This window comes from Gluconacetobacter sacchari (assembly GCF_014174255.1).
Lineage (GTDB): Bacteria > Pseudomonadota > Alphaproteobacteria > Acetobacterales > Acetobacteraceae > Gluconacetobacter > Gluconacetobacter sacchari.
Genome location: NZ_JABEQJ010000005.1, coordinates 35359 through 51492, shown reverse-complemented (window position 1 = coordinate 51492; position 16134 = coordinate 35359). Strand labels below are relative to the sequence as shown.

Below are 16134 nucleotides of genomic sequence, written 5' to 3'. Positions count from 1 at the left end.
AGACAGGATACGGGAACGATGCCATGGGCATACGCTCTTTGCGTGTATGCCCTTTCATGCAGCATGTGGAGGGAGAACGTTTTCCCGATGAACGTCGGAATCAAGGATGTCGCCCGAGTGGCGGCGGTCTCGCCCGCCACGGTGTCGCGGGTGCTGGCCGGGCGGACCGTCGACCCGGTCATGCGCGACCGGGTGCTGGAGGCGGTGCGCGAGACGGGCTATCGCCCCAATCTCGCGGCGCGGCGGCTGCGCTCGCGCCATACCAAGACCATCGGCCTGATCGTCGCGGATATCCGCAACCCGTTCTTTACCGCCGTGTCCCGCACGGTGGAGGCCATCGCCTACGACCATGGGCTGCGCGTCATCTTCTGCAATACCGACGAGGATGCGGCGAAAGAGGCGATGTATATGCAACTGATGCAGGAAGAGCGCGTGACCGGCGTGATCCTGGCGCCGACGCGCGAGGGGGCGGACAGGATCGCGCATCTGGAGAGCGACTTTCCGATCGTGCTGATCGACCGTGCCGCGCCCAATGCCTCGTGCGACAGCGTGGTGCTGGATAACGAGGCCATGGCGGCGCGGCTGGTCGTGCATCTGCACCGGCTGGGGCATCGCCGCATCGCCGGGCTGTTCGGCACCGACACCGTGACCGGGCGGGAGCGCTGCGACGGATATGAGCGGGCCATGGCCGAATGCGGCATCCCCGGCGAGGTCGTGCCGGTACCGCATGAACGCGAGCAGGCGCAGCGCGTGATCGCGGCCCTGCTGGGGGACGTGGCGCGGCGGCCGAGCGCGCTGGTCGTCAGCAACAGCGTCATGCTGCAAAGCGTGCTGCGGGTCGCCGACACGCTGGGGCTGGAGATTCCCCGCGACCTGGCCCTGACGAGTTTCGACAACGAGCCGTGGATGGAATTCGTCGCCGGGGGGCTGAGCGTGATCGAGCAGCCGGTGGAGGAAATCGGGCGCACCGCCGTGACGATGCTGCTGGACCGGCTGGACCATGCGGATTGCGTCACGCGCCGGGTCGTGCTGGCGGGACGTTTCATCGCCAGGGGGTCGGGGGGCCGGGGAGCCGAGGCCTGATCGCGGCCCGGAAAACCGTCGCCCGGAAAAAAGAAGACAGGAAAAAGAGAGGAGACTGCCGATATGAAACCGCCGATTGGTCGTGACACGAAATTGTGCATGTCGCTGTCCGGCAGGCCCGGCAATGCCGGGTCGCGGCTGCATAACCGGCTCTATGAGCTGCTGGAGCTGGATTATATCTACAAATCCTTCAGCACCACCGACCTGCCGGCGGCGATCGGCGGGGTGCGGGCGCTGGGGATCCGGGGCTGCGCGATCTCGATGCCGTTCAAGGAGGCGGTGATTCCGCTGATCGACCGCATGGAGCCGTCGGCCCGGGCGATCGAGAGCGTCAATACCATCGTCAACGACGATGGCGTGCTGATCGGCCACAATACCGACTACATCGCGGCGCGGACGGTGCTGGCCCAGCGCGGGGTGGACCCCGCGACCCCCTTCCTGCTGCGCGGCAGCGGCGGCATGGCGCGCGCGGTGGTGGCGGCCCTGCGGGACAGCGGCTTCACCGACGGGACGGTCGTGGCCCGCAACGAGGAGGCCGGCCGGCGCCTGGCCGAGGAGTATGGCTATCGCTGGCGGGCCGACCTGCCCGGGCAGGGGGCGCCGCTGCTGATCAACGTGACGCCGCTGGGCATGGAGGGGCCGGACAGCGCGGCGCTGGCCTTTCCCGAAGCGATGATCGATGCCTGCGCCGTCGCCTTCGACGTGGTGGCGCTGCCGCCGGAGACGCCTTTCCTGAAGGCCGCGCGGGCACGCGGGAAGACCGTCATTTCCGGGGCCGAGGTGATCGTGTTGCAGGCGATCGAGCAGTTCGTGCTCTATACCGGCATCCGGCCGTCGGCCGCCGACATGCGCGAGGCGGTGCTGGCCGCGCACGGACCCGCCACCGCCGACGCGCTGGCGCTCTCGGCGGGCTGAACCCCGGCCGCGCGGGTGCCTATGCGCGGAGCGCCATCCGCGCGGCCGTGACCATCGCCGCCAGGGTGTAGAAGCCGATCAGCGTGTGCGCCATGCCGGCGTAATGGGGCATCAGCAGCATCAGGGCGGCCGCCGCGGCGCAGGCGGCGAGGCAGCAGAGAAAGAAGGTCCGTGAGGCCTGCATGGTTCCGGTGTCCTTTTCAGACCGGGGTGAGGGCCGGGCGGCCGGCCAGGATGGCGTCGACATTGTCCAGCGCCAGCATGCACATGTCGGTGCGGGTTTCCACCGTGGCGCTGCCGACATGGGGCGTCATGAACAGGTTGGGCAGCGCCAGCAGGCGCGGGTCGGGATCGGGTTCGTTGCGGCAGACATCCAGCCCGGCGCCGGCCAGGTGCCCGTCCTTCAGCGCCGCGATCAGCGCGCCCTCGTCCACCAGGCTGCCGCGCGCGGCGTTGACGAAGATGGCGCCGCGCGGCAGCAGGCCGAACAGTTCGGTGGTCATGACCGGCTGTCCGTCCTTGCTGCCCGGCATGTGCAGGCTCAGGATGTCGCACCGGGGCAGCATGGCGCGCGGGTCGGCGAAATAGGTGGCGCCCTCTTCCAGTTCCGGCGCCAGGCGGCTGCGGTTGGAATAGAGGACCGTCATCTCGAAACCGCGCGCCCGGCGGGCGACGGCGCGGCCGATGCGGCCCATGCCGAGGATGCCGAGCGTCTTGCCCGTGACCTGGGTGCCCAGCATTTCGTCCATGCCCAGGCCCCGGCCCCAGCCCGCCGCGACCAGGGCCAGATATTCCTTCGCCCGGCGCGCCGCCGCGAGGATCAGCATCATCGCCAGGTCGGCGTTGCTGTCGGTCAGCACGTCGGGCGTGCTGGTCAGGGCGATGCCCCGCGCGCGAATCGCGGGGATGTCCAGATGGTCGGTGCCGACGCTGATGGTGGCGATGACGCGCACGCTGTCCGGCAGGGCGGCGACGGTGGCGGCGGAGACCGGCGTGCTGCTGGTCACCAGCACCGCGTCGGGGCGGAAGGCCCGGGCCTGCGCGACCAGTTCCTCCGCCGTCAGCTTGTGGTCCGGGGCGGGCGGGGCGTCGTAGTCCCGGGCGATCCGGGCCTGGGCCGCGGCCAGAAGATGCTGCGAGACGATCAGGCGGGGGCGGGTCGGGGACATGGGGCGGCCTTTATGTCTTGGGGCGGCGGGCTTCGTGCGACAGGATCGGTCCATTGCCGGTGCGTGTCCAGACGGCCGGCGTGACGGGAGGACAGCACGATGGGCGGCGGGATGGACATCACACCCGAGATCATGATCCAGGCCTATTCGATCGGCCTGTTTCCCATGGCGCCGGACGCGCGGTCGCCGCGCCTGGAATGGTATGACCCCGAATCGCGGGGGGTGCTGCCGCTGGACGGGTTCCATGCGCCCCGGCGGCTGCTGCGCACCGTGTTGTCCGACCGGTTCGAGATCGTGTCCGACCGCGATTTCGAGGCGACGATCCGGGCCTGCGCCGCGCCGGCGCCGGGGCGCGAGGAGACGTGGATCAACGAGCGGATCGTCCGGCTGTTCTGCGACCTGCATGCGCTGGGCCATGCCCACAGTGTGGAAAGCTGGCAGGGCGGCGAACTGGTGGGCGGCCTGTACGGGGTGGCGATCGGCGGGGCGTTCTTCGGCGAAAGCATGTTCAGCCGGGCCCGCGATTCGTCGAAGGCGGCGCTGGTCTCGCTGGTCGCGCGGCTGCGGCGGGGGGGATTCACGCTGCTGGATACCCAGTTCGGCACCGCGCATCTGGCGCTGTTCGGCGGGATCGAGATCCCGTCATGGCGCTACAAGGCGCATCTGGCGGCGGCGTTGCGCCTGCCGGCCCGCTGGCCGGACGAGACGCGGCCCCGCGAGCGCGAGGCGATCCGTCATGAAATTATCGCCATGCGGGATGCGAGGGGCGCCGACGCGATTTCGTCCGGCGGCGGAAGCGGTTAGGGTCGGCGGGCATGATACGGAAGCAGGAAGGGAATTCGGGACCATGATCCATCCGACAGGGGCGCGCGCGGGCCTGGCTGGCGCGCTGGCGGTGAGCCTGATGATGGCCGGCGCGACGCGGCCGGCGCGTGCGCAGGCCGACGCGGACCATCCGCCGCTGGCCCCCGCGCGCGACGTGCAGGTGGAATATTCCGTCCAGCCCGACGGCGCGCCGGCGCCGAAGACGATCGAGGCGTGGTTTACCGCGAATGGCGGGATGATGCGGATCGACAGTCCCGAGGGCATGGGATCGACCATTCTGAACCGCACCACGCGCCAGGTGACGATCGTCCTGAACAAGCAGAAGGTCTATACGCAGTTCGACGCGCGCAACGGCATTCGCAACCCGTTCCTGCTGGACTTGCAGATGCAGTATACCCGCAAGGGCACGGCGCGGGTCGCCGGCGTGCCCTGCACGGAATGGGGCGTGGTGTCGGGGCGCGGGACCGCGACCGCCTGCGTGACCGATGACGGCGTGATCCTGCGCGAGGACGGGGTGGACGGCGACGGCATGAAGGGGCGGCTGGAGGCGACGCGCGTCATCTACGGACCGCTGCCGGCCAGTACGTTCCAGCCGCCCGCCGGCTACCAGATGGTGACGCGCCATCGGGTTGCGCCGTCGCATGCGCTGGGCGGCGGGCAGCCCGTGACCGGGGGAACGGCGCAGTCCGGCCGATGAGCGGGCCGTGGCGCCGGCTGGCGCCGGCGGCGCTGGCCGTGGCCCTGGCGCACGCGGCCGGCCCGGCGGCGCGGGCGGCGGAGGACGCGCCCTTCGTCACGCCGCAGCGGGATGTCGATATCCGCTATGCGCTGGCCTCGCCCGATCCGTCGGTGCCGTTGCAGCACCAGCGCATGCGCTGGTCGGCCGGCACGCGCCGGCAGCGCGTGGACCCCGAGGGCTCCGCGACCTACATGATTACCGATTATCGGGCGGGACGGCTGACGGTCGTGGACCTGGCGCGCGGCGCGCGGACGGTGATTCCCGCCCCCGGTCCGGCGCTGTCGGAACCGGGGCAGCGGGCACCGGGGGACTGGTCGCGCGGCGAGACGCTGCTGGTGGCCGGCGAGCAATGTACCGTCTGGCACACGCGCGACACCGACGGCCGGGTCAGCGATGTCTGCTACAGCGACGAGGGCGACTTGCTGCAAGCGGCCCAGGGCGACCGGATCGTGGTGCGGGCCGAGCAGGTGAGCCATGCCGCCCAGCCGGAGGCGATCTTCGTGCCGCCGGACGGGCTGAGGACGATCCAGGCCGCCCATCCCTGACGGGCCGGCCGGGCGGGGGTGGTGGCGAAAATGGGGCGAAACCTGCCCGTAAATCGCCATCAGCCGGTGGTGTTCTTCCTTTTACGCGGGGCGCACGGTTCGCTCCCGTTCTGAAGGAAAGGGTACGGCCATGCATAAAATCGCGCGGCTTCTGCTGGTGGTTCCGGTGATGGCGGCGGGTCTGGCCGCCGCGGCCCCGGCGGCCCATGCGCAATGGTACGGCCACGGATATGGCGGCCCCGGTCCCGGCTGGCATGGTGGCTGGCATGGCGGCTATTACGGGCATGGTCCCGGCTGGGGTGGCCGGGGGTATTACCGTCGCGGCCCCGGCGTAGGCGGCGCCTTTATCGGCGGGTTGATCGGCGGGGCGCTGATCGGCGCGGCGGGAAGTGCCATCGCGGCCGAGGCCTATGGGCCCCCGCCGCCGCCTCCTCCGCCGCCCCCGCCACCCCCTCCGCCGCTGGTCTATGCGCCCTATGGGTATGCCTATCCGGCCTATTGACCGGGGGCCGAGAGCCGTGACGCGGCCTGCATGACGTCGGCGACGTGGCCGGGGACCTTGACGTTGCGCCAGACATGGGCGACCCGGCCATCGGCGTCGATCAGGAAGGTCGCGCGTTCGATGCCCATGTATTTGCGGCCGTACAGCGTCTTTTCGACCCATACGCCATAGGCCTCGGTGACCGTGCCCGTCGCGTCGGAGGCCAGGGGGAAGGCGAGGTTCTGTTTCGTCGCGAAATTGTCGATCGCCTTCATCGAATCGCGCGATACGCCGATGACGGGCAGGCCGGTGCCGCCCAGCGCGGCCAGGGCTTCCTGGAAATCGCAGGCCTCTGTGGTGCAGCCGGGGGTGCTGGCCTTGGGGTAGAAATACAGGACGAACGGCCGGCCCTTCATCGCCGCCAGGCTGACCTGGCGGCCCTTGCTGGCCGGCATGGCGAAATCGGGCGCCGGGGCGCCGATGGCGGGGAAAAGCGGGGTGTCGGCCATGGTCGGGTCTCCGTTCGGGTCCTGTCGGACTATCTTGAGGGCTTTGGCGTCGTCTGCAAGCGATCGGCCGGGTCTTCGACCGGGCCGATCAGGGTGGTGAACAGGGCGCGCACCGTGTTCGCGAGGGCGTCCATCGCCGAAAGGGCGGCTTCGATCGACGGGGCCTCGATCTCGCGCAGCAGGATGTCGCGCGTGGCGGGGGGGATGGCGGCGAGGTCGGCCGGAGGGTGGGCGCCGAAGAGCAGGCGCAGCATGCTCTGCACCGAGCGCCAGGTGCGGTCGGCGCCCAGCAGGACGCGCGCGGCCGCCGGGTCGAGCGCGCCATGCCGGGCCAGCAGGCGCAGGGCGTCGCGGGTGCAGGGCGCGCGCACCGCCGCCGTGCCGACGGCCAGTTGCAGCGTCTGGGCGATGAATTCCACATCCATCAGGCCGCCCGGCCGGCGCTTGATGTCCAGCGGCCCCGACGGCGGCAGGTCGCGCGCGATACGGGCGCGCATGGCGCGGGAATCGTCCAGGATCGTCCGGCGGCCCGACGGGTCGCCGTCCAGCGCGTGGCCGATCGCGGCGCGCGTGGCGCGGACCAGCGTCGGCGCGCCCGCGACCACCCGGGCGCGGGTCAGGGCCATGCGTTCCCACGTCCAGGCGCTTTCGGCGTGGTAGCGGCGGAAGGCCTCCAGCGACAGGGCGACCGGGCCCTTGGAGCCGGAGGGCCGCAGGCGCATGTCGACCTCGTAGAGCGGCCCTTCCGGTCCCGGGGCGGTCAGGGCGGCGATGACGCCATGGGCCAGCCGGACGAAATACTGCCCCACGGGCAGGGGGCGCGGCGGCAGGCCGCCGTCGCGGGCGGCGGCGCGGGGCGGGACCACGCTGTCGGCGACCTCGGCGGGGTGGTCGTAGATCAGCATCAGGTCGAGGTCCGAGCCCGGCATCATCTCGCGCGATCCGGCCTTGCCCAGCGCCACCACCACCATCGCGCCGCCGGGGACGCGGCCGTAGCGGTCGCGATGTTCGGCGGTGACGCTGCGCAGCAGGCCGCGAATCACCGAATCGGCCATGTCGGTGCGGGCGCGGCTGGCGGTGTCGACGTCCAGGCGATGTTCCAGCCGGGCGGTGGACAGGCGAAATTCCTCGCCGCGCACCAGGCCGCGCAGGACCGGCAGGAGTTGTTCGGTCGAGGCGGCGGCGGCCACGTGCTGGCGGACCAGTTGGGCGGGCGGCAGGTCGGAGGTGCTGGAATCGGCTTCGTCGTCGCCGATGCCGCCCAGCAATCCTTCCAGCGCCGCCGGGGTTTCCGCCAGGTGGTCGGCCAGGAAGGGCGAGCCGTCGAGGATGGTGGCGATGCGGCCGATCAGCGCCGGATTGCGTTCCAGCAGGGAGAGGAACTGCACCCCGGCCCATTGCCGCGCCAGCATGGCGTCGAACCGGCGCAGGCAGGTCAGCGGGTCGCGGCGCTGGCCGAAGCTGGACAGCAGGCCGGGCATCAGCCGGCGCAGCAGGCTGCGGGCGCGGTCGGAACGCAGCGCGCGCAGGCGGTTGCCGCTCCAGCGGGCCAGCAGGGCCAGGGCATCGGGGATGTCGGCGCCCGGGAAGCCGGCGCGGCGGAGATGGTCGGCCATGTCCTCGGCCTCGGGGTCGATCGTGGCGTCGGTGCCCTGGGATTCGGCGAACTGGCGTTCGAAGATCCGCCGAGACTCCTGCATGATCGGCAGCATCATGCCGGCCAGGGCGCGGCCGCCGTCTTCCTGCATGAAGGTCGCGTAGGCGTTGAAGGCGTCGCGCGTCGCGGGCAGGCGGTGGGTCTGGTGGTCGGCCTGCATTTGCAGGCGGTGTTCGGCGCGGCGCAGCATGCGATAGGTGCGGGCCAGGCTTTCGCCCTGCGGGCGGGGCAGGATGCCGGCGCGGACCAGGCGCCGCAGGGCGCCGAGCGTGGTGGGGTCGCGCAGTTCGGGCTGCCGGCCGCCCCAGACCAGTTGCAGGGCCTGGGCGACGAATTCGACCTCGCGGATGCCGCCCTGGCCCAGCTTCAGGTCGTGGCCCAGCAGCCAGTCGCGGGCCAGGCCCGGGTCGTGGACCGTGCGGTCGCCCAGGCGCGACAGGCCGGTATGGCCGGCATTGCGGTGGCGGTCGATGCGCGCCTTCATGTCGTGCAGGTCGTCGATCACCGCGAAGTCGAGATGGCGGCGCCAGATGAACGGGTGGATCGCGCGCAAAAAGCGGCGGCCGGCGCCGATATCGCCCGCGACCGGGCGGGCCTTGGTCATCGCCGCGCGTTCCCAGGTCTGGCCCATGCTTTCGTAATAGGCGATGCCGGCGGGAAAGGAGATGGCCGGCGGGGTGGCCGACGGGTCGGGGCGCAGGCGCAGGTCGGTGCGGAAGACGTAGCCGTCGGCATCGCGTGCTTCCATCAGGCCGACAAGGTCGCTAGTCATGCGGATGAAGATCCGGCGCAAATCCTCGTGGCCCGGATGGCAGTCGGGATCGTAGAGCACGATCAGGTCGATATCCGAGGAGTAGTTCAGTTCCCGCGCACCCAGCTTTCCCATCGCCAGCACGACGAATCCGCTGCCCCGGGTCGGGTGGGCCGGGTCCGGCAGAGCGAGTTGCCCCGTATCATGCGCCGTCCGCAGCAGATGTCTGACCGCTTCGTCCAGCGCGCCTTCGGCCAGGCGGCTGAGGGCGAGGGTCACTTGTTCCAGCGTCCACAATCCGCCGATATCGGCCAGGGCGATGGCCAGCGCGGCCTGGCGCTTGGCGGCGCGCAGCGTCGCGGCGATGGCGGCGCGGCCGTCGCGCGGGGTCAGGGCCGCCATGCTCTCCAGCGCCGCGGCCATGCCCGCGTCGGGGCCCTCGGCCAGCAGGCGGGCGAACGGGACGGGGTCGCGCCGGACCAGTCCGGCCAGGTAGGGGCTGTTGCCGCCGATCGCCGCCAGCATCGCCGCCACGCCCTCGGCCGCCAGCAGGGCCGGGTCCAGCGCGTGGTCGCGCCACGATGCATCCACGTCCTCGCGCAGCAGGGTGGCGCCGCGCGGATCGGCGGGGGCGGGCCAGGCGCGGGCCGTCCAGGCGGGCGCGGTTCGGGCGGGCGCGGTTCGGGCGGGAGCGGTCCGGGCGGGGCGGGGTGGGGGCATGGGGCGTCCTGGTCCGGAAGACGGCGGAGCATGGAGGCCGTCGGCCGGGCCGCACCCTGGACGGCCCGATGACCCGAGGTCAAGGCCCCCTGCCGTCCGGGTCGCGGCGGTGGCGGCGTATCCTGTCGGCCGTGGCGGCGGGATGCGTGATCGTGCCGGTGCTGGCCCTGTCCGGGCTGGCGGCGTGGCTGTCGTGGCGGCCGGTCGACGTGACGCCGCTGGCGCGGCTGGCGCTGGCGCGGGCGATGCCGCCCGGCGCGGCAGGGCGGCTGGAACTGGGGCGGATGCGGGTCGGCTGGGACTGGCTGCATCGCGGCCTGGCCGCGCCGCTGGAGGTGACGGCCGAGGAATTGCGCCTGCGCCGGGTCGATGGCGGCGTGGCCGAGCGCGTGGGGGCGCTGCGGCTGGTGCTGGCCAGCGGGCCGCTGCTGCATGGCCGGCTGGTGGTGCCGGACCTCGTGATGTCCGGGGCGCGTCTGGCGCTGCGGCGGGGGCGGGATGGGGCGATCGGCCTGGATAGCGGGCTTGCGTCGGGCGGGGGCACGGCGGGGTTGCCGGTCGACCCCAGGCAGATGGAGCGGCTGGCGCTGGACGATGTCGCGGTGACGCTGCGCGATCTGGCGTCGGGGCGGACCTGGCGGGCCGAGGGCGTGACGGCCGACCTGCATGCGGTGCGCCATGGCGCGCTGTTCGGGCTGGCCGGCCATGCCGCGGCGACGCTGGCGGGGCCGGGCTTGCTTGCATCGGTACGGGCCGATGGCCAGGCGGATGGGGCGGGGCTGGTGTGGCATGTCGCCACCACGGCGGTGATGCCGAGCGCGCTGGCGCCGCTGATGCCGGGGCTGGCGCATGTCGGCCTGCCGGTCGGGCTGGAGGGCACGATCTCGCTGGCGGGCGGCGGGGGCGGGTTGATGGCGCGGCCGGTGAGGGCGCGCCTGCGGGTGCGGGCCGGCGACGGGCGGATCATGACCGGGGCCCATGGGGTGATCCGCGTGGCCGGGGGGATGGCGGATCTCGCGGCCGATTTCACCCCCGCCGCCGGTGGCGGCATGATGCCGGGCGGGGCGAAGGTCCGGCTGGAGACGCTGGAGGCCGGCATCCTGCCCTCTGACCGGCCGGCGGGCGTGCCGGGCGACACCATCACGCTGGAGGCGCGCGGGACGCTGGATATTGCCAGCCTGGCCGGCCCGGGGGCGATCGCGGCGACAGTGGAGGGGAGCATTCCCGCGCTCGATTTCGCGACCCTGGGCGGCTACTGGCCCGAGGGGGCGATGAAGGGCGCGCGGGCGTGGGTGACGCGGAACATTACCCATGGCGCCGCGCATGGCCTGCATGTCGCGATCGGGCTGGGCAGCGTGGCGGGGTGGCGAGGGATCGCCATGCGGTCGATGACCGGCGGGGTCGTCGGTTCGGACCTGGAACTGCACTGGCTGCGGCCGATCGCGCCGATCCGGGGGGTGGGCGCGGTCTTGACCTTCGAGGGGCCCGATGTGCTGTCGATCGCCTTCGATGGCGGCGTGCAGACGGTCGCGGGGGGCGGGCGGCTGGCGGTGGGCGACGGGTCGATGCGGATTGCCGGCCTACAGCAGAAGGACCAGACCGGCGACATCGCGACGACCCTGCGCGGCGCTCTGCCCGACGTGCTGGCCCTGCTGGCCGAGCCGCGCCTGCATCTGCTGTCGCGCCATCCGGTCGCCTTCGACCATCCCGGCGGCAACGCGCGGGTGAGGCTGCATCTGGTCCTGCCGCTGGACGACAAGGTGTCGGTGGATCAGATCCGGCTGAACGGCCATGCCGATATCGACCATCTGCACCTGGGCAATGTGGTGCAGGGGCGGGCGCTGGATGACGGGCGGATGGCGCTGGATGCCACCACCGAGGGGCTGACCATGCGGGGGACCGCGTTGTTGGGCGGCATGGCGTCGGAACTGACCTATGGCATGGATTTTCGCGGCACGCCGGATGTCCGCGCCACCGAGAGCGCGCATGCGCTGATCCATGTCACGCCCGAAAGCGCCGCGCGCGCGGGGTTCGATGCCGGGCAGCGCTTCCGTGGCAGCGCGGAGCTGGATGTCGCGTATGACCGTTTCCCCGACCGGACCGGGCGGGTGGCGCTGAACCTGGATCTGGCGAAGGCCGCGCTGACCATTCCGGTATGGAGCAAGCAAATGGGGCAGCCGGCGGCGGCCTCGGCGCGGCTGGGGCTTGAGGATGGGCGGCTGGTGTCGGTCGAGGCGATCCATGCCGCGGGGCCCGACCTGCTGATCGACGGCCGGGCGACCATGGGGCGTGGCGGCGCGCGCGCCCTGGTGATGCGCGGCTTCCGCGTCGGCCGGTCGCGCGGGGATGCGACGGTGGGCGTGTCGCCGCGCCCGGCCGACCCGCTGCGGGTGACGGTCCATGCCCCGGTGCTGGACCTGTCGCCGCTGCTGGCGCCCGCGCCGGCGGCCGCGCCGAAGCCGGCCGGCTATCACATGCCCGAGGCCGCGTCGGGGCGAGTGCATGGGCCGCCGGGGCGAAGCTGGCTGATTGATGCCGATGTGCGGACCCTGTTCTATGCGCGCGATGCCAGCCTGACCGGGGTGCGGGCGCATCTGGAGGATAATGGCGTGCGCCTGACCCGGATGCGGTTTTCCATGGCCGGGCCGGCGCCGGCCAGTGCGACCCTGACGCCGGAGCGCGACGGACGGCATCTGTGGGCCCGTGTCGAGAATCTGGGCCTGATGCTGCGCGCGATGGGGGTGACGGCGCAGGTCGAGGGCGGCCGGGCGGTGATGCGGGGCGTGTTCGACGATTCGCAGCCCACCGCGCCCTTTGCCGGCGTGCTGACCGTCGAACCCATCATGGTGCGGCAGGTGCCGCGGATGGTGCGGCTGGCCAACAATGCCTCGCTCTATGGCTGGGTGCAGTCGGTGCCGGCGCCGGGATTCGCGATCCGCAACGTCTCGCTGCCGTTCACCTTTCGCGACGGGGTGCTGGCGGTGCATGACGGAGTGGCCAGCAATGCCTCGCTGGGCGTGACGCTCCAGGGGCCGGTCGACCTGGACCGGGGGACGCTGGACCTGAAGGGGACGATCGTCCCCGCCTTCGCGGTGAACACCATTCCCGGCCACATGCCCGGCGTGGGGCGGCTGATGAGCCCGGAGAAGGGCGGGGGGCTGCTGGCGGCGACCTTCGTGGTCGACGGGACGCTGGACAGTCCGGCGCTGCGGGTCAATCCGTTCTCGATCTTTCTGCCGGGCGTGATGCGGCGGCTGGTCGAGTAGGTGGGCGGGTTGGAGAGAGTGGCGATGTCCGACGGTCTGGGGGCCGGTGTGTGGGGGCTGGTGGCGCTGGCGGCGATCGCGATCGCGGGTGCCCTGGTGCTGATGGCCCGGCGGGGACGTGGGGCGGACGGAGGCGACCTGCTGGCGCGGATCTATGTGATGGTGGAGCGCGAATCGGCCGCGCGGCTGGCCGAGGGCGAGGCGCAGCGCGGCCGGCTGGACCAGTTGCGCGCCGAGACCGCCGACCGGCTGGGGACGATGGCGCAGTCCCTGACCCGCGACCTGGCCGAGGCGCGGCTGATGCAGGGCGCGGCGCTGCGCGAGATCGCGGAGGCGTCGGCGCGGCAGATCGAGGCGGTGCGCGCCACCGTGGACGAGCGGCTGCACGAGGCGGTGGAGCGGCAGATGCAGACCTCGTTCCAGCGGGTGCTGGAACAGTTCACGGCGATGCAGAAGGCGATGGGCGAGGTCTCGGCGATGACGGCGCAGATCGGCGACCTGAAGCGCCTGTTCTCCAACGTCAAGACGCGCGGCGGGTGGGGTGAGGCGCAGTTGCGTGCGATCCTGGACGACGTGCTGCCGGCCGGGGCCTATGAGGCCAACCGCCGCCTGCGCGAGGGCAGTTCGGAGGTCGTGGAGTTCGCGGTGCGGATGCCGGTGAAGGCTGCCGTGCCGCCGCTGCTGGCGATCGATTCCAAATTCCCGACCGAGGCGTACGAGCGGCTGCTGGATGCCGTGGAGCGGGTGGACGCGGAGGCCGAGCGGGCCGCCCGCCGCGCGCTGGAAACGACGGTGAAGATCGAAGCGCGCAAGATCGCGTCCAAATATATCGTGCCGCCGGTGACGGTGGAATTCGCGGTGCTGTACCTGCCGACCGACGGGCTGTATGCCGAGGTCGCGCGGATTGCCGGGCTGATGGACGAGATCGGGCGGACCTGCCGGGTGCTGGTCATGGGCCCCGGCCTGCTGCCGGCCATGCTGCGGACGATCCATCTGGGCTATGTTACCCTGGCGCTGGAGGAGCGGACGGACGGCATCGCCCGCCTGCTGGGGGCCACGCGCCAGGAGATGCTGCGGATGGACGGGGTGCTGGAACGGCTGGCGCGCAATGCCTCGGCCATGTCATCGTCGATCGACGAGGCGCGGCGGCGGACCCGGGTGGTGGCGAAGCAGTTGCGCGGGCTCGACGGGATCGATCCGGATGGCGTGCCGCCGGTCGGCGAGGACGTGGCGGGGCCAGGTGAAACCGAATTTAATGGAGCTTGAGGCGGGGTGCGATCATGCCTGACCGGACCATGAATGCGATATCGACCACGGAACCGTTTGCCCAGGGTGGGGAAGGTGGACCGGACCGCGAGGGCTGGCCCCGGGTGCTGCTGGTCGAGGATGACGGCAAGATCGCCCAGGAAGTGGCCGACGAGCTGGAAAGCCGGGGCTTTGCCGTGCGCCATGTCCAGACCGGGCCGGCCGGGCTGGCGGCGGCGCTGGCCGAGACGTTCGACGTGATGATCGTGGACCGGATGCTGCCCGAGATGGATGGGCTGACGCTGATCGAGACCCTGCGCGGGCGCCAGGTTTCCAGCCCGGTGCTGGTGCTGTCGGCGCTGTCGGCGGTCGATGACCGGGTGAGCGGGCTGAAGGCCGGCGGCGACGACTACCTGACCAAGCCCTTCGCGATGGAGGAGCTGGCGGCGCGGCTGGAGGCGCTGATGCGCCGGCCCAACAATACGCGCGAGACCATGCTGCATGTCGGGCCGCTGAGCATGGACCTGATCGAGCGCACGGTGACGCGGGACGGGCAGGAGATCGACCTGCTGCCGCGGGAATTCCGGCTGCTGGAATATCTGATGCGCCGGCCCAACCAGGTGCTGACCCGCACCATGCTGCTGGAAGATGTGTGGCATTACCGCTTCGTTCCGCAGACCAACCTGGTGGACGTTCATATCGGCAAGCTGCGGCGCAAGATCGACGAGGCGGGCGCCGTGCCGCTGATCCAGAGCATCCGGGGCACCGGATTCATGCTGCGCGTGGCCGAATAGCCCATGCAGCCGGGCGAGGTGCTGCGCACCGCGACCTTTCGCCTGACGCTGGCGGTGGTGGTGGCGATGATCGGCACGGCGGCGCTGCAATTCGCTGTCGGATATTCCCAGACCAAGGCGTTCGAGTTCCGGCGCACCGACGAATTGCTGCATCGCGAGGCCACCCTGCTGGCGCCGGAACGGCCGCAGGACCTGGAGCACAAGATCGGCGAGCGCGCGACCGACGACCTGCGCGTGGTGATCAACCAGGCCGCGCTGTTCGATTCCGCGCATCATCACATCGCGGGCGACCTGCGGACCTGGCCCGAGGGGCTGGTGGTCGACGGGCATGTCCATGAGCTGACCGTCCGGCCCAACGAGGACGAGCCCTATGTGCTGCGGATCCTGGCCGTGCCGGTGGCCGGCGACCGGGTACTGGTGCTGGGGCGCGGCCTGCACATGATCGCGGAATGGCGGCTGATGATGCGCCATTCGCTGCTGGTCTCGATCGTGCCGACGGTGCTGTTCGCGCTGCTGTGCGGCATCGTGCTGAGCCATCGCGCCCTGGGCCGGGTGGCGCGGATGCATGAGGCGATCGACCGGATCATGGATGGCGACCTGCATGAGCGCCTGCCCGCCGGACGGCAGCGCGACGAGATGCAGCGCCTGGCCGGCAGCGTGAACCGCATGCTGGACCGGCTGGAGCATCTAATGGGCGAGATCCGCGATGTCGGGAACGATATCGCCCATGACCTGCGCACACCCCTGGACCGCGCGCTGGCCGGCACGCTGTCGGCCGACGACCTGCGCACCGTCATCGCGCGGGCGATCGACGACCTGGACCAGTGTTTTTCCGTCATCACCGCGCTGCTGCGGATCGCGGAGATCGAGAATGCCCGGCGGCGGGTCGGGTTCGCGGTGCTGGACCTGAACGAGATCGCGGCCGATATCGTGGACCTGTACGAGCCGATCGCCGAGGGCAAGCAGATCCGGCTGGAACTGCTGGCGGCGCCGGTGCCGGTGCCGGTGCATGGCGACCGCGACCTGCTGATCGAGGTGCTGGCGAACCTGATCGACAATGCCTTGAAATTCACCGATACCGGCGGCGATGTCACGCTGGCGACCTTTCCCGACGGCCAGGGCGGGGCGCGGCTGGAGGTGGCCGATACCGGCATCGGTATCATGCCCCAGGAGCGCCAGGCGGTGCTGAACCGGTTCTATCGCTCGGACAAGAGCCGCCATGTGCCGGGCAGCGGGCTGGGGCTGAGCCTGGTCTCGGCCATCCTGCGCCTGCACAACGCGCATCTGAGCATTTCCAGCGCCCGCCGGCACGATGCGCGGCCGGGCGCGCTGTTCGGCGTCGTGTTCCCGCCGCCCGCGCCGGTTGCCATTCCGCCGGCCTGAGCAGGGTCTTTAAATGGAAATTTCATTGGCGCATCGGCACGGCGTGCTAACG

At 71.5% G+C, this 16134-nt stretch carries 14 protein-coding genes; 10 read left to right on the top strand and 4 right to left on the bottom strand.

Going from position 1 to position 16134, the window contains the following annotated elements; translation table 11 throughout:
* The first annotated feature begins 87 nt into the window (after nucleotides 1-87).
* Both HLH48_RS05375 and HLH48_RS05370 read left to right on the top strand, forming a co-directional pair.
* Nucleotides 88-1083 (top strand): LacI family DNA-binding transcriptional regulator, encoded by a 996-nt coding sequence (locus HLH48_RS05375; RefSeq protein ID WP_182996477.1) that lies wholly within the window; start codon nucleotides 88-90, stop codon nucleotides 1081-1083.
* Between the two features lie 63 nt (nucleotides 1084-1146).
* Nucleotides 1147-1998 (top strand): shikimate 5-dehydrogenase, encoded by an 852-nt coding sequence (locus HLH48_RS05370; RefSeq protein WP_182996476.1) that lies wholly within the window; start codon nucleotides 1147-1149, stop codon nucleotides 1996-1998.
* A gap of 19 nt (nucleotides 1999-2017) precedes the next feature.
* On the opposite strand, the gene HLH48_RS05365 is transcribed toward HLH48_RS05370, so the two are convergent.
* Nucleotides 2018-2182, bottom strand: coding sequence for a hypothetical protein (locus HLH48_RS05365; protein WP_182996475.1), 165 nt, complete (start codon nucleotides 2180-2182; stop codon nucleotides 2018-2020).
* A gap of 16 nt (nucleotides 2183-2198) precedes the next feature.
* Nucleotides 2199-3167 carry a 2-hydroxyacid dehydrogenase gene (locus tag HLH48_RS05360; protein WP_182996474.1) on the bottom strand — a complete coding sequence of 323 codons (969 nt, stop codon included), beginning with the start codon at nucleotides 3165-3167 and terminating at the stop codon, nucleotides 2199-2201.
* 111 nt (nucleotides 3168-3278) lie between these two features.
* On the opposite strand from HLH48_RS05360, the gene aat reads away from it, so the two are divergent.
* The 4 genes from aat to HLH48_RS05340 all read left to right on the top strand — a co-directional run bounded on the left by aat (nucleotide 3279) and on the right by HLH48_RS05340 (nucleotide 5778).
* The gene (gene aat, locus HLH48_RS05355) at nucleotides 3279-3971 is read left to right on the top strand and encodes a leucyl/phenylalanyl-tRNA--protein transferase (RefSeq protein WP_246386947.1); all 693 of its coding nucleotides are present in this window, start codon (nucleotides 3279-3281) and stop codon (nucleotides 3969-3971) included.
* A gap of 43 nt (nucleotides 3972-4014) precedes the next feature.
* Entirely contained in the window at nucleotides 4015-4689 is a 675-nt protein-coding gene (locus HLH48_RS05350) for a DUF4412 domain-containing protein (RefSeq protein WP_182996472.1), read from the top strand.
* The gene (locus HLH48_RS05345) at nucleotides 4686-5276 is read left to right on the top strand and encodes a hypothetical protein (protein ID WP_182996471.1); all 591 of its coding nucleotides are present in this window, start codon (nucleotides 4686-4688) and stop codon (nucleotides 5274-5276) included. Before HLH48_RS05350 ends, HLH48_RS05345 begins: the two co-directional genes overlap by 4 nt.
* A 130-nt stretch (nucleotides 5277-5406) precedes the next feature.
* On the top strand, nucleotides 5407-5778 hold the full coding sequence (locus tag HLH48_RS05340) for a hypothetical protein (RefSeq protein ID WP_182996470.1): 372 nt from the start codon (nucleotides 5407-5409) through the stop codon (nucleotides 5776-5778).
* Here HLH48_RS05340 and bcp read toward each other — a convergent pair.
* Complete coding sequence (gene bcp, locus HLH48_RS05335; protein WP_182996469.1) at nucleotides 5772-6266, bottom strand: thioredoxin-dependent thiol peroxidase; 495 nt, start codon at nucleotides 6264-6266, stop codon at nucleotides 5772-5774. The two genes, HLH48_RS05340 and bcp, sit on opposite strands and share 7 nt — an antisense overlap.
* A 29-nt stretch (nucleotides 6267-6295) precedes the next feature.
* A complete protein-coding gene (locus HLH48_RS05330) occupies nucleotides 6296-9394 on the bottom strand; it encodes a bifunctional [glutamine synthetase] adenylyltransferase/[glutamine synthetase]-adenylyl-L-tyrosine phosphorylase (protein ID WP_182996468.1) in 3099 nt (1032 codons plus the stop codon).
* Nucleotides 9395-9462: 68 nt separating this feature from the next.
* Between HLH48_RS05330 and HLH48_RS05325 the strand changes: the two genes are divergently transcribed.
* Genes HLH48_RS05325 through HLH48_RS05310 form a run of 4 tightly spaced genes read left to right on the top strand, consistent with a single transcriptional unit; the run spans nucleotide 9463 to nucleotide 16082 of the window.
* Nucleotides 9463-12660, top strand: coding sequence for an AsmA-like C-terminal region-containing protein (locus HLH48_RS05325; protein WP_182996467.1), 3198 nt, complete (start codon nucleotides 9463-9465; stop codon nucleotides 12658-12660).
* 24 nt (nucleotides 12661-12684) lie between these two features.
* A complete protein-coding gene (locus tag HLH48_RS05320) occupies nucleotides 12685-13926 on the top strand; it encodes a DNA recombination protein RmuC (RefSeq protein WP_182996466.1) in 1242 nt (413 codons plus the stop codon).
* A gap of 14 nt (nucleotides 13927-13940) precedes the next feature.
* A complete protein-coding gene (locus HLH48_RS05315; RefSeq protein ID WP_373320236.1) occupies nucleotides 13941-14699 on the top strand; it encodes a response regulator transcription factor in 759 nt (252 codons plus the stop codon).
* 3 nt (nucleotides 14700-14702) lie between these two features.
* On the top strand, nucleotides 14703-16082 hold the full coding sequence (locus HLH48_RS05310; protein ID WP_182996465.1) for a sensor histidine kinase: 1380 nt from the start codon (nucleotides 14703-14705) through the stop codon (nucleotides 16080-16082).
* Nucleotides 16083-16134: the final 52 nt, after the last annotated feature.

Coding starts and splice junctions, on each gene's coding strand:
- HLH48_RS05375 (WP_182996477.1), top strand. CDS start 88: ATGAACGTCGGAATCAAGGATGTCGCCCGAGTGGCGGCGGTCTCGCCC.
- HLH48_RS05370 (WP_182996476.1), top strand. CDS start 1,147: ATGAAACCGCCGATTGGTCGTGACACGAAATTGTGCATGTCGCTGTCC.
- HLH48_RS05365 (WP_182996475.1), bottom strand. CDS start 2,182: ATGCAGGCCTCACGGACCTTCTTTCTCTGCTGCCTCGCCGCCTGCGCC.
- HLH48_RS05360 (WP_182996474.1), bottom strand. CDS start 3,167: ATGTCCCCGACCCGCCCCCGCCTGATCGTCTCGCAGCATCTTCTGGCC.
- aat (WP_246386947.1), top strand. CDS start 3,279: ATGGACATCACACCCGAGATCATGATCCAGGCCTATTCGATCGGCCTG.
- HLH48_RS05350 (WP_182996472.1), top strand. CDS start 4,015: ATGATCCATCCGACAGGGGCGCGCGCGGGCCTGGCTGGCGCGCTGGCG.
- HLH48_RS05345 (WP_182996471.1), top strand. CDS start 4,686: ATGAGCGGGCCGTGGCGCCGGCTGGCGCCGGCGGCGCTGGCCGTGGCC.
- HLH48_RS05340 (WP_182996470.1), top strand. CDS start 5,407: ATGCATAAAATCGCGCGGCTTCTGCTGGTGGTTCCGGTGATGGCGGCG.
- bcp (WP_182996469.1), bottom strand. CDS start 6,266: ATGGCCGACACCCCGCTTTTCCCCGCCATCGGCGCCCCGGCGCCCGAT.
- HLH48_RS05330 (WP_182996468.1), bottom strand. CDS start 9,394: ATGCCCCCACCCCGCCCCGCCCGGACCGCTCCCGCCCGAACCGCGCCC.
- HLH48_RS05325 (WP_182996467.1), top strand. CDS start 9,463: ATGACCCGAGGTCAAGGCCCCCTGCCGTCCGGGTCGCGGCGGTGGCGG.
- HLH48_RS05320 (WP_182996466.1), top strand. CDS start 12,685: ATGTCCGACGGTCTGGGGGCCGGTGTGTGGGGGCTGGTGGCGCTGGCG.
- HLH48_RS05315 (WP_373320236.1), top strand. CDS start 13,941: ATGCCTGACCGGACCATGAATGCGATATCGACCACGGAACCGTTTGCC.
- HLH48_RS05310 (WP_182996465.1), top strand. CDS start 14,703: ATGCAGCCGGGCGAGGTGCTGCGCACCGCGACCTTTCGCCTGACGCTG.